Source organism: Paenibacillus antibioticophila, assembly GCF_000455265.1.
GTDB classification, from domain to species: Bacteria; Bacillota; Bacilli; order Paenibacillales; family Paenibacillaceae; genus Fontibacillus; species Fontibacillus antibioticophila.
Genome location: NZ_HG005141.1, coordinates 641,693 through 656,136 on the forward strand (window position 1 = coordinate 641,693; position 14,444 = coordinate 656,136).

Below are 14,444 nucleotides of genomic sequence, written 5' to 3' on the forward strand. Positions count from 1 at the left end.
CTAATCACTCCAAGCTCATCTAGTTTCGCCGTCACTTATGATAAGGCTCCCCCCTCATAATCTTCACCACCCGATACACCTGCTCCACAAGTACCAGCCGCAGAAGCTGGTGGGGATAGGTGAAGCGGCCAAATGATATCCTCAGGTTGGCACGTTGAAGGACTTCATCGGACAGGCCCAAGCTTCCGCCGATGACAAAGGCGATCTGGCTGCGGCCATAGATGGCTAATTCCTCCATATGCTGGGCCAGCTTGTCCGACGTCCAGAGCTCGCCCTCAATGGCAGTTGCCACAACATAAGTGTCTGGCTTCAGGTGCGCGAGGATTCGTTCTCCTTCTTTGCGTTTCACTTGCTCTTCCTCACTAGCGCTGAGTTGCTCGGGCGCCTTCTCATCAGGGACCTCCGTTAACGTCAATTTGATGTACGGGGTGAGCCTTTTCGCGTACTCCGCAATACCCTGGGTCAAGTACTTCTCTTTCAGCTTACCTACTGCAATAATTTGTATATTCAATGATTTGCACCACCATCATGTTCATTATGTATAACGCCGCATATATCTCTAGCATATCACAAAAATGCCTTGTTCCTGCCTATAGTATAGTTCGCCAAAACCGCCCTAATACACAATTTAATCCCAGCATAAACTATCAATTAGCCCGCTCCTAGCCATACAGCCCATGTTTAGTTTTTTTGACCTGGAGGTAAATAACCTATATCGTCCCTTTTTCCTGATTGTGATTCGCTTCCCCAGCACGCTGTATCTGGATAACACGACTCTGCCCTAGTCTTGTCTTTGTTTATAAAATACATTGAACACAACTGGAGGAAACCACATGACGAAACCCAAACCTATCATGTTGATGGCTGCTTTAAGCGCCGTACTACTATTGAGCGCCTGCGGAAACAACTCGCAAACAGGCACAACGGTCCCTGGCAATCAACCCGAATCCAATGCGACGAATCAGACACAAGCAGGGAATAACAACACAGACTCAGCCAACAACGCCCTCACAGACCCTGTCGACTCTAACCCGGAGAATGACAAGCCTAGTGAGGAGATCCTCATTGATATTGATCAGACGCCAAAGCCGATTGAGAACAAAGGAAGCTTTGATTTTCAGGTGAAGCAAGTCCCCGAAGGCTACAGACTTCAGGAAATGCAGTGGTCGTCCGAAAATAACAACACTGTCAATACGTTTGAAGAGGCCATAGAGCATGGACAAACCGGCGAAGACGGCTTCTATATCAGCGGTGACGGACAGTTTATGGGCTTCTTCTATCCCGAAGACATGAAGGGCGAGGCAGGCAAGGTCACCTTCGTATTCGTGAATGAGCAGGATCAGGAATTGACTTGGGAACAAGAAATTACGCTCAATTAAAGCAGAAGCCACACTGCAATCGCAAAAAAACAGCAAGTGTCAGGAGCCGCCCGGGAGAATCTCCCCGCCCCTGACGCTTGCTGTTTAGTTTTTTCATACGTGCTAATCCAACTCCGCCCGCGAGAATAAATCGCGAATCAGTGCTTCATTCTCACAGGCCTGTTTAAAGCCAACCGCAAAGGCCTGAAGCGCCTCCCTATCGGAGGAATAGGCACAGAACATCGACCCTTCCGGGTCGAAGCGGATGATGCCCTGCAGGTCGGGCATCTGCTCAGCCAGATACACAAACGCCAGAGACGCCCAATCATATCCGCTGCCCTCAAAGCCTTCGTCGGCCCGCGACGCAAACAATTCCGTCAAATATGATCCAACCGGCAAAATGACCGACATCCCCCGCTCACCTTGATCCACCAGCTTAAACGGAGCTACATCCGTATCCTCGTCTTCCATCGCATTTCCTCCGGCCTCCAGCTCCAGACGAGCGATGATCTCCTTACGCGCATCCTCTGTCAAGCTCAGAGTCCCCTGATCCTTCTTAATCCAGCCCTCTTGCATGCGTTTATCGAGCCAGTCCGTGATCCAGGCAGGAGCATAACCGCTTTGGCCAAATTCCCCGCCGAACGCAATCATCTTCGGATAAATATCGAGATATTCCCCCCGCGTAGGCCGTGGATAAGCATTTGTGTACAGCCAGAACTGCACATCGTACATCAGCAGCGACAAGTCATCCGCATGGAAGGAGAAATGTCCCTTTTCCCCCACAATACGTGCACATACCGCCCGGATCTGCGATTCAAGCTGCTCGGCATCCACCGCTTCCGCCTTGCTGCACAGCTCCTCCAGCAAAGGTGAGAACTTACCTTCAGCCACCTTGCGCAAATCGTTCGCTTTATCCTCCATCGAGGTATCGTACTCCTCTTCGCTCACCAAGCCGCGAATAAAGGTCTCAAAATCCGGCGCCAGGAAAGTAATTTCATACTCTGACTCCTGATCCACATGGATCACCTCGGGTTCCCCATCCTTGCCACAATGACGGTAATCGAGCATGACCACATCATGACCCGCCGAAGGACAGTCACAAATGACGACCCCGATATCCGGGTATCCCCAATCCTCGATCATGAATCGGCTACCCATATTCCCACATAGCGACTCATCCTTATCTCGCCCAATTCCCATGATCGATGAGATCGCAATATGGTCGTCAGCCCAAGAGGTAGAGATTTGCGTAGGAAAGCAGGTGGCCTGAGGAACACCGCCGTTACGCTGCTTCATCAATGCAATATAGGAAGCTGGCAGCTTGTAGCCTAGCTCCTCCTCTACACTGGCAATCAACGCATCGCTAGGCGGGTCCATCGTATATGTACTCTCGGCATAGCTGCCATTATCCCAAAATTCAGACAAATCCAGACCCTCGAAGATCGGCTTCGTTGGAGTCTGTTCTTTTTGCCGCAACGCCTGTTCCCGAATCATCTGATTCTGCTGCTGACGATCAAGGCGTTCCTGACACCAGCCAAGCAACTCTCGTGAGTGCTCATCCTCCGGATCGAGCTCCAGTGCCTTCGTAAATGCCTGCGCTCCTTCCTCAAATCTCCCCAGAAAATAATAAGAGTACCCTGACCGGTAATGCCACGCAGCATCGTTCTCCCCCTGCTCGGCAACTTGGGCAAATTGTGCCAACGCATCCTCATAACGCCCTACATTGTTATAAGCACGGCCCAACTGACCGACCATTTCATAATCTCTATTAGCAACAGGGATAGCTTCCAAAGCGTCTACAATATTCTGATGCTCATCTTCCTCATACCACTGTTCCAACTGCAACCGCAACGCTTGATCCACCTTCATCTACCTCCAGAAATAAAGACGTTTTCTCCATCCTACCAAACCCTCCCTATAATATGCATCTGCGATCCAGCGCAATCCCCCTGCTCCCCCGTAAATTGAGTAATTTGATCTACTCCTGCTCGCTGTCCATGCATTACCCTGGTCCTGCAATCGGCGCAGCAGCATCCACAGACAAGAAAGGTGGTTCCTTATCGATCATCTTTACGCAATTTCCTTTACGTTCACATATTCGATTACAAAAGACCGCCACTAACAGTGTTCTGTCAGTAGCGGTCTTATAGAATTTATCTGGCCTCCAAGTAAAGATAAAATGCCGTCATGATTGCGCTTGGCAGCCAGTTCTCGAACGGTCATCACTTGTACCTTATTATGGTCAGCGTAACATTTGGCTTGTACTGCGGTTTTCTCTTCACGTTTATCGATGATAACTAAGTTCACACCTCCATCTCTTCCACCAATCCCTTCTTCTTTTATGGTATAGTCTTGATCACGGAAATATAGTGATAACAATCTTTCAAACTCTGCCCCATTGACATGTTGCGGAAGAACAATTAAATGAAGCCGAATTCTTCTCCTTTTCTGTTGGTTGCCGTTTGCTCGAGTTTCTACGTCTTATCTTCTTGGTACCTTGCAGCAAGCCAGATATAACGCCTAAAACAATAATTAGTTATAGGAACCCGATGATTTCTTTCAAAATACTCCTTTTGTGCGAGTTTTTCCTTCCAAGGAGTCCGCCCAGCGAATTCATGGAGATTACTGATTTGCCAGTGCCCCGGCCCCTTTGATCAGTATTTTACGCTTGCTACTTGTATCTATGATCTCTCCGAGTCTGAACGACTTCCTCTGATGCCCTCCATTGGAAATTCTGCAGCAATTCGCCGCTTCAATTCCTGAAGGGATTTCCAGATCCTTAGGGTTATGGAACTATTCTCAATTTAGGTTTTTTCGAAAGGCTAGCATTTCTCCTGAAAAATTTTTATTCATAAAAGACTCCTACTAAAGGACTTAATGACTTGCCTGTAGTGTAAGATCATTAAAATAGTTGTATTGGTAATAGCATACCGTATCAATATTATTATCTAGTAATTATGTTATTTGATTAGAAGAGGTAACTTTCCGGATTAGATGTCGGAGTAGATAATTTCCCCGATTTTATGTTTCCTAATCTATCATGAAACGAAAAACACACACAATTCTATTGTGTGTCCTCTCCGATCGCCATAATTATCTGGAATTTTCCAATGCTTCAAACTCCCGTGTTATGAGCATTCGTTTGAAATTTCTCATAACATGTGTATGGAATCCGTTAATTTCATTTTCTAAAATGGAGTATATCTGCGGGATTATCATTGGAGTTATTAGTTTGCCATCAAATCTAATAAAGGGGCCGTCTGTTTCAAACAATAATAATTCTTCTGGGATTTGACTTATTATCTTTTGTCCCTTTTTTGACTTTTGCATACTCAAATTAATTGATAAGAGATAATTATTCTTTATTATTTTTTCTAAAGTGGATAGTTTACCAGAGTACCAATGAAATACAGCTTGCTTCACTTTATTATGCACAAGTATTTCAAGCACTTCATCTTCAGCATCTTTTGAATGTATTGAATATATCTTACCCTTATTATATTTTTCCTGGGTTATAAACGAGAAATTATCCAGTTGCTCATTTAGAGTATACTTATTTCCACGAGATAGATCTATTCCAACTTCTCCAATATAGTTAGTCATTGGTACTAGCCTTTCAAATAATTCCCTTTTAAATGGGAACTCCTGAGTCAATTCTGGATGGTATCCAATAGCCAATCTAACATACTTATAGTTTTTAAAACTATTTAAGTGCTTCTCAAATAGCTCCGGTAAATTAGTTACGAATAGGGCATATATTTTATTATTCTCATACTGATTGGCTATTTTTACTGGTTCAGGAAAATGATCAATATGAACGTGAAAATCAATATATGTCATACTTAACCAAATACCTTTCAACTTCTTGGCTGAATAGACTAAGCATTTCATCGGTCTTTTGAAGAAAATCTCTATCTTCATAGTACATTTCCTTCAGTCCAAGAGTCTGATATATTGTCTTATTATCTATATCTTGCTTGTATGCTTTAAAATACTCTAATGATGATTTATATTCCACTTTCTGATATGCATCTGTAACATCAGTTAGTTTTGCCCCATAATTAACTTCGTATTCAACATCAAATTGCTCATTATCATACGAAGCTAGAGAAATTTTTCGCAGTATACATGGTATACAAAATCCACATTGTTTTTTCTTCTCAAAAATATGAGGATTCTGTCGAGATAAAGAGCATGTATGCGTATTAACTATCGCTGCTTTAAATCCCTCGTCTAATTTATTTATTATTTCACCCTTTGTCTTGTATTGAAAAGGATTAGATACTTTTAAGTCTATTTTTAATATGGAGAGTAACTCATTAAACAGTTTAATTGTTTTTGGATGAGTCGTTTTTGTTGTAAACCGTCCATTTTTGACAGGATTAAGGGAGAGAACTCCATTTTCATATATGTGTATTACTTTCACATCATTAGTATATGCAACTGCACATGCAAGCGCTAAAAAAAGTAAAGATCTTGTTGCCTGAGTCGGCTCAATCTTTTCAAGATTCAATTTTTCAAAAAAATATGACAATGAATCCGAATGCTTAGCAGCGACAAAATTCCTAATTGCCGTTTGTTTACTCTGTTCAAATTTATTAATTTTATAGCCACAGTATATACTTTTAAAGCCTGATTCGATATTCTGATGTGCGCCGCAAAAAGAGTCTAACCCGCCTGACAATAATGATACGTTATGAAAGCCAGGAAAATTTAAAGATAATCTATCAATCAATAACTTTTTATCTTCTTTTATAAAATTTACACTTAGATCATCTTTACTTACGAAAGAAAGCAACTCTTGAAGTATTGTCTTAGTTTCTCCCCACATCTCTGGATTTGTAACAGGCACACAAATGTTAAATCTACGACGATGATCTATTTGCCGAGCGATTGTTATATCACAACAATAAATTGCAGCAATTACATCCACCAAATCTAAAATTATTCCTCCTTGTTCTGTATCTATATCTTTTAAAATAACATTCTTTAGCATAACCTCATACGGATGTGCATTTAAACTACTAAAGAAATCGTATGCCATCATTTAAAACTCCCCGAGCTCAACTTGTTCTGCACGCTCTACAATTTTAGCAACCAGATTCTTCAACTCTAATTCATGTTGCAAATATTGGGTAATCAATGTTGAAATCTCTTCATTTACAATTTTTCTTGCTTGTCCTTTTATCAATAAATTAATTTGCTCGTGGCTAATATCAATATAAACATCACTTATTGCTTCAATAGATTCCTCCTGAACTATTAAGAAAATCAGGTTTACACAGAACTCGACCAAAAAATCGTTGGTTCCTTTTTCTTCATTTATAGTTAAAGCAATTGCCATTCTAAATGCTTGTAATAGAATTTCAGAAAATTCACCTTTAAATTCTGATTCAGCATACTCCAATATTTTTTCAATGCATTGTGTCATTGTTAAGTGATTATTTAGGATTTCCTTATATTCAAAACCGTAGAAGCCTCCTTGGCGAATCCCATCGATTCCTCCAATGGCTGCTTTTATCAGAATTCTAAGCTGATCTTTTTCCACTTCTCTTGATATTCTTTTATCTGTTAAAACTTCAGATGTAACCTGAGGAATTGCCTTTTCAATATCTTGCCGAATACCATCAGACAAGAGCTTTTTTATTTTTTCGGAAGCTCTTCGTTTTGATGTTCCCATATGTCATTCTCCTTTATAGATATATTCTCCTAATCCAATGGTACCATAATGTTCCACCTCCTCTCTACAATGTAAGATAGAAGTTAATAATACTTTTACTAAATTTTATAAGAATTCTTACAATAAATTGATATAAGAATAAATTATTCCACTAAACTCGAAAATTAGAAGATACTAGGTTATTTGCATTTACATAGCTTTTGAAGCTAAGAAAAGAAAGGCAATGATTTGGAGAAGAAATTTTCTTATTAGTTTGTAAGGATTATGAAACAATTTGGGTACTGGAAACCTTCACAAAACACCTGTAACCATAAAGAAGTTGATAGCAACAGACTGGTTTAACCAGATAAAACAAATTCATCCAAATTATCGGTTTCAAGGAACCATCTCGGGATTGTTTCTTGTTGAATTTTTTCCTAATCAAATTTTCTTTGAAATAATCGTTTGTATCTGCACCATGATAGACTCGTTACTAGGAGCGTTAGGAAAGATAAATAATATTTCAAATAGATATAGAGGACACAAAAACGGGTTTTCCGAAATAGAACAATCACTACATTGATTCACAAAGACCTCCTTAAAAAGAAGTCTCAGCCTGTAAACAAAGTTCTCGAGGGAGCAGATCTACACTCTGGGCCAAAGTTTTTGCTTTTAAAAAAACAAGATCATAATAAGACGCCTTCAACCGGCCACAAATGTTCTTTTCACCGAACTTAAACACCCCTATGTAAGATCTCTTGTCGCCGCAAATTTAGATTGTAGAAGCAGGATAATCCTAGGGATTTATAGAAATTAAAATAAAATGATTAGGGAGCGATTAATTTGAAATATACAAAAATGAATTGGGAACAGCTTCTATGCGGAATACGTTTAAGAGATAAAGCAGTCAAAGACAGAACAAAATATAACGAATTTGATTTAAGAAATGACTTTGACGATGACTATTCTAGGCTTATACATAGTTCGGCTGTTCGAAGACTACAAGACAAAGCTCAAGTGTTTCCTCTCGATAATAGTGATTTTATTAGAACACGGCTTACTCATTCACATGAAGTGTCAACAATTGGAAGATCCCTGGGAATAAGTGTAGAAGAGTATCTAATCGCTGCAAAAAAAATTGACCCGGCACATAGAGGAAAATTAGGAGCGCTACTGGCAGTTGCTGGACTTATGCACGACTTAGGTAACCCTCCATATGGGCATTTTGGTGAATCAGCCATCCAAAATTTTTTTAGATATTGGTTTGATAATGAAGGGGCTGAGTATAAAAAAATATTAGGAGAGAAAAAGTGTGCAGATTTTATAAATTTCGAAGGAAATGCACAGACGTTTAGATTAGTTACAAAGTTAAATAATTTATTTGATGAGTTCGGATTTAACCTATCTGTTTCTTCACTAGCAAGTATCTTAAAATATCCTCGATCCTCAACAGAGGGAAACAAAGAAGATATTGTTCGGGAAAAAGAAAATCTAGGAATAAGTTATAAAAAATTTGGGTACTTACAGGCTGAAGCAGATCGATTTGAGGCCGTAAGAGAGCACACAGGAATTGGGGAGAGTAGACATCCTATTACGTTCCTTTTAGAAGCAGCTGATGACATTGCCTACGCTGCTGCCGATATAGAGGATGGGTGTAAAAAAGGGGTGCTTGATTACACCACTATTAAGGAAACATTAAGTGAATTCCTTCAAGAGGGTACGGAAGAAGAACAGGATATTCTGAATTCATTTGTAAATTCATACGAAAGAAATTACCAAAGTATGCGATCTGATAAGCTTGATAACGCTGTCCAAGCTCTCAGAATTAATGCACAAGGATTTATGATTAAATCAGTAGTCAAAGAGTTTATACATAGACATGATCAGATTTTGAATGGGGAATTTGATGAAGATATATTATTGGCTTCTGATGCAGAAAAAGTACGTAGGGCAATGAAAAAGCTATCATTTACTATCTTTGATAGTAAGGAAATTGTCTTAAGGGAATATGCCGGCGGTAAAGTAATACAGGGATTACTTGAAATGTTCGTTAATGCTGTTGTTTCTGATAATAGAAAAAATTCAAAGACTGAGGAAGGAAAGCTTTATTTATTGATTTCGGGTAATTATAAAGATATTATGAACAAATATTGTTCTGATAGAGATGGTGATCAACCAAGTATCTATGATAGATTGCTTCTTGTAACTGATTTTATATGTGGCATGACTGACTCGTATGCTCTTGATTTATATAGAAGACTAACAGGCATTACACTATAGGAGGAAAGCTTTTGTGATTAAGGAGAAGCTTATAGCCGAAAATACTCTAAAAAGGATAGGAATACTTAAAGATCAATCCTTCAAAATTTTCGAATTATTTCGATGTTTAAGTGAGGCTGGGGACATTATCATTGTTGGGGGAGCTTTGAGAAACTTTGCCTTTGAAAATGTACCCCGAGACATAGACATTATTATTGATGATTGTAGCAGAGATGAACTTGATGATAAATTGAAAGAGTTTGATTACCAAAAGAATAGATTTGGTGGTTACAAAATTAAAGTTGATAATATAGAATTTGATATTTGGTCGATATACGATAATTGGGCATTCAAGGAAGGGATTCATTCTTCAACTTTCTCTAACATTTCTAAAAGCACTTTCTTTAATTTTGATGCTATTGCTTTTAATATTTCAACTTCTGAACTTGATGCAGATACTTTTGTTCATGCATTTGATACTAATCTCTTGGATATTACTTTAGAAGATGACTTTGTTCCGTTAAATCCGACTCCTGAAGTTAATGTGATGCGAGCATTTCATATTCATAATGAATGGGGACTTGAATTCTCAGATAAGGTGAAAGATTATGTATCCGAATGGTTTTTAAACACTTCAGACCCATACGATAAATTACATGAGGCTGAATTAAAGCATTATGGAAAAGTCTTTGATAAAGAGAGGTATAAATTTAATTGGTACTAATTTTCGTGATAACTTTTCTTAAGCATTTAAGGAAGGGTTGATTCAGGCCTCTCTTATATGATTTTAAATGATCCAAATATTTCGCCCTAATCATAATACGGTTCCCCCCGCATAATTTTCACCACTCGATAAACCTGCTCAACCAGTACAAGCCTCAAAAGCTGGTGGGGATACGTGAAGCGGCCGAACGATATCTTGAGGTCGGAAGCAGGCGGACTTCATAGGACAGACCCAGGCTGCCCTATGACAAATGCGATTTGGCTACGGCCATAGGTGGCCATTTTATGTTGGGCTATCTTGTCTGATGTCCACAGCTCGGTCTCCCGGCGCTTCACCTGCTCTTCCTCACTTGCACTTAATTGCTCCGGCGCCTTCTCGTCGGAAACTCCGTCAACGTCAGCTTGATATAGGGCGTTAATCATTTAGCATTCTCTGCAATACCCTGTGTCAGATTTTTTCCTTCAATTTGTCTGCCGCAATAATTTGTATATTCAACGATTCGCACCACCATTAATGATGTATTCTATGCTAAGTCTTGCCTAGTTTGTCCATGCTCTGTCTATCATAACATAAAGGGCCTCGTAGCCTTTTCTGCTACTCCGAATAGTTTGACAGTTGTATGCCTATCATGGTAGACTAGGGCCACTTTAAGGATCGGAGGGTTACGTTTGCTGAACTAGGATATTGGTTTTTCTGTGCGCGATTAATGGAATAGAGAGCTTTGGACTATTTTCTGTGCATAGTAATCGATATTGGTTTGCCTCGCGGTGACCCTGTTTAAGAAATAGAAATGTACCGGAAGTTAAAGACTCGAGTCCTTTGATGCGATCCCTGGGTCTATTCATTTCTGTTCTCTATTTTGATTACTGAATGCACAGGCAGCCGGCCTGTGTTTTTTATTATTCAGTAATGGAGGAATGAAACGATGAGTGAAAATTCTTGCACGTTAACGGTGTCACGCTCTGTACGGAAAGATTCGGTGACTTAGCTAATCCCGCGATTTTGCTGATCATGTGGGCTCAGACTTCGATGATTTGGTGGAGATGATTTCTGCAAGCGTATTGCCAATGCAGGACGGTTTGTCATCCGGTATGACAACCGCGATGTCGGCCGGCCGATCATATATCCGCCGGGACAACACTATTAATGCGATTGTAGATCATACCTTTATAGAATCGGCCTGAAATCAGGGAGTAATACCATCATCTATTAAAAACACTTCATCCAAGAAACGGAGACCCGAACTACCATGAAATCCTCGCCGATGTCCCGGCCTTTTTATTATCTGTGGACCACTCAGACTGCGGCCAATGCCGCAGACGTGCTCTATATTATGGCGCTCACCGTGCTGGTGCTGAACCAGACGAACTCGCTCGTATCTGCGGCGCTAATGCCCTTGATGCGCAGCTTCGCTCAAATGATCAGCGGTCTGATCGCACCATTGCTGATCAATCGCTTTAGGCTGCCTTCCTTACTTCTCTTATCGCAGACCGGCCAGTTTCTGCTGTTCATCGTCCTGGCGGTCTATCTGCAATTACAAGGGAGCGATGCTTCCCTTATTCTTGTGTTTGTACTCGTCTTTGTTATGTCTTTCCTTGATGGATGGACGGTACCGACCCGTAATGCGCTTGTGCCGCGGCTCGTTCCCAATGAGCAAAGCCTGCTCAAAGCCAATGGTCTCATCAGTGTCAGCGATCAGGTGGTGCAGTTTGCCGGCTGGGGCTTGAGCGGTATCGTCGTCGCAATGCTTGGCCCGAGTCCGACATTGCTGGTGACAGCGGTGATCTATGGCTTGGCGGCGGCCTTTACCCTGGGCGTGAAGGAACCGGCTGAGTCCGGTGACTCCGCAGCCCATGCCACCACTGCAACTTCCGGCATGTCTGGCACCGACGGTACTTCTAGCGCTTCTGACACCACAGCGAACGCTGCCATTGGCTCTTCTAGTGCTTCCGCCACCACCGGCCCATCGCGCTGGCACACGCTAACCGAAGGCTGGAAGACGATCTGGCGCATGCCGCGCCTCCGCCTGCTGACCTTTATGGACATCATCGACATGCTGGGCGGCTCGGTCTGGGTCGGCGCCTTCACGCTCGCCTTCGTGCAGACCGCGCTTGGGCAAGGCGAGGAATGGTGGGGGTTCATTAATGCGGCGTATTTTGCGGGAACGGTCAGCGGCGGACTGCTGGTGCTGGCGTTGGTGCGGACCATCGGCGACCGCTTCCTGTCGGCGATGCTGATCGGCATGGCAGGCTATGGCCTGCTTACTGCCGTATACGCCGTCAACACCGAGCCTTACATCGCCCTCATTCTTGTGCTGCTGATGGGCCCGTTTGCAGAACTGTCCATCGTCAACCGCCGCACGCTCATCCAGCGCAGTGTCGGCAAGCTGATGCTGCCCAAGGTGCTGTCCGCTCAGGCCTCCCTGCTGCACCTGGTCTTCTGCATCTCGCTGCTGGGCATGGCCGGGCTAGCCGAATGGTTCGGCATCGTGAACCTTTACCTGCTCGCCGCCGCGCTAACTATAGTGGCCTTTATCGTAGGCGTGCTTGGCCGCCGGAGCTTCCGAGCCCCAGCCGAGCAAGACACCGCACCCAATTAATCTCCGCCAACCTTCGCACACGCTCCATAAAAGCAGGGCAAGCCAGCGCTTGCCCTGCTTACTTTTTCCCAACCCATCCAGCTCTTATCGACAGCAAAAAGGCGGCCTCCACCCGCAAAGGGGCAGACTACCGCCTATCATTACCTTATCGTCATTTTACGTCTGACTTACACCACCAAAAACCGTGCCTCGCAGTCGCATTCCTGGCACTTGACCGGCGGCTCCCAATCAATAAACTTCGTGTGCTCGAGATCCACCACGTCCGGGGCCTCCTCGAACTCGTCCACAAACATATCAATCGCCAGCTCCACATGATCCTTGCATACCACGTACATGCACAAAGCATCCTTTCCTCTACCGCTCCCGCGGCGCGCTTCTCGTATTCAGGTTGTCCTTTATCAGTTCTATCATACTCGGCGCAAAAAAGGAACCTGCTCCCTCGCTTCATCCCGCGAACATTTTCTTACAATTGCAGCAAAAAGAGGCCATATCCGGCACTAAACTCCCGGTACCGCCTCTCGGATTACAACTCAGACCCCAAGTTTAAAATAAATCCCTATTCGTGCGCGTTCAAAAGGTCAACTTTTTCAGCAACGTGAGGGTTGCCCCTTCTACTTGCCTTCCGCCAGCAGCTTCTGAATGTAGCCCTCGATCTTGGACGGCTCATCGGTGGGGGCGAACCGCTTCACTACCTTGCCCTCCTGGTCGATCAGGAACTTCGTGAAGTTCCACTTGACCGCCTTCGAGCCGAGCACCCCCGGAGCCTCCTTCGTCAAATGCTTGAACAGCGGATGCGCTCCATCCCCGTTCACTTCAATCTTCGCATACAACGGGAAGGTCACGCCAAAATTCAACTCACAAGCGGAAGCGATATCCTCATTGTCCCCCGGCTCCTGGTTGGCAAATTGACCGCACGGAAAGCCGAGAACCGCCAGCCCCCGATTGCCGTAGTCCTCGTGAAGCTTCTGAAGACCCTTGAACTGGGGAGCAAATCCACACTTCGTCGCCGTATTGACGATCAGCATCACCTGTCCCTTGTAAGGTGCCAGCGTCTGCTGTTCCCCGCGGATGGTGGTTACTTCGATATCATAAATAGACATGATCCCATCTCCTTTGCCGAATTAATTTTTCCTAATTGAATTGTATGCAATTTAATTTTCGAAGTCAAATATTCGCAGCACCCTCTCACATCGTCTTGATTCCGTTTTGACCCCGACCGAAGCTCGTGCTATAATTCGACCAAACAAATGAATTGTATCCAATTCAATAGCAGGCAGGTGAATCATCAACATGTCCGAGACCAACAACACAAGCATCTCCCTCAAGCTCGACGATCAGCTCTGCTTCGCCTTCTACGCTTGCTCCCGGGGCATCATGAAGCTGTACCGCCCGCTGCTGCAGGAGCTGGGACTGACCTATACTCAATATATTACCCTTCTGGCGCTATGGGAGCAGGATGCGGTCACCGTCAAGGAGCTTGGCAGCCGCCTGTTCCTCGATTCCGGGACACTGACGCCGCTGCTAAAGAAGCTGGAAGCTATGGGGCTGCTGAGCCGTACCCGCGACCCAAAGGACGAGCGCAACGTCATCATCACCCTGACCGGGAAGGGGCAGGAGCTTCGGCACCAGGCCAAGGAAATCCCCTGCAAAATCTATCAGGATACCAAGGTCAATCCCGAGGACGTCCAGGCGCAGCTTGCCCAAATCCGCGGCTTTCTGCATAAGCTTGAATCAGAAGCCGCGCTCTAAAAAGACAAGAGGCTGTCCCTGAACACAAAAAAGCCAGAAGGAAAAGGTGATATTTCCATCCGGCTTTTTTTATGTTTGTAGGAAGTGGCCGCGGCG

13 protein-coding genes and 2 pseudogenes are annotated in these 14,444 nt (G+C 43.5%); 6 read left to right on the forward strand and 9 right to left on the reverse strand.

Features of this window, described 5'->3' with window-relative positions:
* Positions 1-31 precede the first annotated feature (31 nt).
* Positions 32-511 (reverse strand): 23S rRNA (pseudouridine(1915)-N(3))-methyltransferase RlmH, encoded by a 480-nt coding sequence (rlmH, locus tag TX85_RS19960; protein WP_044481513.1) that lies wholly within the window; start codon positions 509-511, stop codon positions 32-34.
* Between the two features lie 322 nt (positions 512-833).
* Here rlmH and TX85_RS19965 point away from each other — a divergent pair, with 322 nt between their 5' ends.
* Positions 834-1,379: a putative periplasmic lipoprotein gene (locus TX85_RS19965; protein WP_044481514.1), complete on the forward strand. Its 546-nt coding sequence runs from the start codon at positions 834-836 to the stop codon at positions 1,377-1,379.
* 102 nt (positions 1,380-1,481) lie between these two features.
* Here TX85_RS19965 and TX85_RS19970 read toward each other — a convergent pair whose 3' ends face one another.
* From TX85_RS19970 to TX85_RS19985, 5 genes are all read right to left on the reverse strand, one after another.
* Complete coding sequence (locus TX85_RS19970) at positions 1,482-3,227, reverse strand: Imm51 family immunity protein (RefSeq protein WP_071784229.1); 1,746 nt, start codon at positions 3,225-3,227, stop codon at positions 1,482-1,484.
* A gap of 249 nt (positions 3,228-3,476) precedes the next feature.
* Positions 3,477-3,737, reverse strand: a complete 261-nt coding sequence (locus tag TX85_RS26030) for a restriction endonuclease (protein WP_071784230.1) — start codon at positions 3,735-3,737, stop codon at positions 3,477-3,479.
* A gap of 714 nt (positions 3,738-4,451) precedes the next feature.
* On the reverse strand, positions 4,452-5,198 hold the full coding sequence (locus TX85_RS19975; protein WP_044481515.1) for a TatD family hydrolase: 747 nt from the start codon (positions 5,196-5,198) through the stop codon (positions 4,452-4,454).
* The gene (locus TX85_RS19980; RefSeq protein ID WP_158297358.1) at positions 5,185-6,402 is read right to left on the reverse strand and encodes a 7-cyano-7-deazaguanine synthase; all 1,218 of its coding nucleotides are present in this window, start codon (positions 6,400-6,402) and stop codon (positions 5,185-5,187) included. The genes TX85_RS19975 and TX85_RS19980 overlap by 14 nt, the downstream gene beginning before the upstream one ends.
* Positions 6,403-6,405: 3 nt before the next feature.
* Positions 6,406-7,038 carry a hypothetical protein gene (locus tag TX85_RS19985; RefSeq protein WP_044481516.1) on the reverse strand — a complete coding sequence of 211 codons (633 nt, stop codon included), beginning with the start codon at positions 7,036-7,038 and terminating at the stop codon, positions 6,406-6,408.
* Between the two features lie 822 nt (positions 7,039-7,860).
* Here TX85_RS19985 and dgt point away from each other — a divergent pair.
* Positions 7,861-9,297, forward strand: coding sequence for a dGTP triphosphohydrolase (gene dgt, locus TX85_RS19990; protein WP_049895104.1), 1,437 nt, complete (start codon positions 7,861-7,863; stop codon positions 9,295-9,297).
* Between the two features lie 13 nt (positions 9,298-9,310).
* Positions 9,311-10,000, forward strand: coding sequence for a hypothetical protein (locus TX85_RS19995; RefSeq protein ID WP_044481518.1), 690 nt, complete (start codon positions 9,311-9,313; stop codon positions 9,998-10,000).
* An 86-nt stretch (positions 10,001-10,086) separates the two neighbouring features.
* On the opposite strand, the pseudogene TX85_RS26035 reads toward TX85_RS19995, so the two are convergent.
* Positions 10,087-10,495 (reverse strand): annotated as a pseudogene (locus TX85_RS26035) (23S rRNA (pseudouridine(1915)-N(3))-methyltransferase RlmH).
* Between the two features lie 444 nt (positions 10,496-10,939).
* On the opposite strand from TX85_RS26035, the pseudogene TX85_RS27720 reads away from it, so the two are divergent.
* Both TX85_RS27720 and TX85_RS20005 read left to right on the forward strand, forming a co-directional pair.
* Positions 10,940-11,135, forward strand: a pseudogene (locus TX85_RS27720) (alpha/beta hydrolase); the annotation flags it as partial.
* A gap of 114 nt (positions 11,136-11,249) precedes the next feature.
* Complete coding sequence (locus tag TX85_RS20005; protein ID WP_044481519.1) at positions 11,250-12,599, forward strand: MFS transporter; 1,350 nt, start codon at positions 11,250-11,252, stop codon at positions 12,597-12,599.
* A 167-nt stretch (positions 12,600-12,766) separates the two neighbouring features.
* Here TX85_RS20005 and TX85_RS26040 read toward each other — a convergent pair whose 3' ends face one another.
* Complete coding sequence (locus tag TX85_RS26040; RefSeq protein ID WP_018750397.1) at positions 12,767-12,934, reverse strand: CxxH/CxxC protein; 168 nt, start codon at positions 12,932-12,934, stop codon at positions 12,767-12,769.
* Positions 12,935-13,210: 276 nt separating this feature from the next.
* Positions 13,211-13,699 (reverse strand): glutathione peroxidase, encoded by a 489-nt coding sequence (locus TX85_RS20010; RefSeq protein ID WP_044481520.1) that lies wholly within the window; start codon positions 13,697-13,699, stop codon positions 13,211-13,213.
* A 190-nt stretch (positions 13,700-13,889) separates the two neighbouring features.
* Here TX85_RS20010 and TX85_RS20015 point away from each other — a divergent pair, with 190 nt between their 5' ends.
* Positions 13,890-14,348 carry a MarR family winged helix-turn-helix transcriptional regulator gene (locus TX85_RS20015; RefSeq protein ID WP_044481522.1) on the forward strand — a complete coding sequence of 153 codons (459 nt, stop codon included), beginning with the start codon at positions 13,890-13,892 and terminating at the stop codon, positions 14,346-14,348.
* Positions 14,349-14,444: the final 96 nt, after the last annotated feature.

Bases quoted from the DNA above. Each gene is read 5' to 3' on its own strand.
- TX85_RS19980 (WP_158297358.1), bottom strand. From the start codon at position 6,402: ATGGCATACGATTTCTTTAGTAGTTTAAATGCACATCCGTATGAGGTT.
- TX85_RS19965 (WP_044481514.1), top strand. From the start codon at position 834: ATGACGAAACCCAAACCTATCATGTTGATGGCTGCTTTAAGCGCCGTA.
- TX85_RS19985 (WP_044481516.1), bottom strand. From the start codon at position 7,038: ATGGGAACATCAAAACGAAGAGCTTCCGAAAAAATAAAAAAGCTCTTG.
- TX85_RS19975 (WP_044481515.1), bottom strand. From the start codon at position 5,198: ATGACATATATTGATTTTCACGTTCATATTGATCATTTTCCTGAACCA.
- TX85_RS26040 (WP_018750397.1), bottom strand. From the start codon at position 12,934: ATGTACGTGGTATGCAAGGATCATGTGGAGCTGGCGATTGATATGTTT.
- TX85_RS20010 (WP_044481520.1), bottom strand. From the start codon at position 13,699: ATGTCTATTTATGATATCGAAGTAACCACCATCCGCGGGGAACAGCAG.
- TX85_RS20015 (WP_044481522.1), top strand. From the start codon at position 13,890: ATGTCCGAGACCAACAACACAAGCATCTCCCTCAAGCTCGACGATCAG.
- TX85_RS19970 (WP_071784229.1), bottom strand. From the start codon at position 3,227: ATGAAGGTGGATCAAGCGTTGCGGTTGCAGTTGGAACAGTGGTATGAG.
- TX85_RS20005 (WP_044481519.1), top strand. From the start codon at position 11,250: ATGAAATCCTCGCCGATGTCCCGGCCTTTTTATTATCTGTGGACCACT.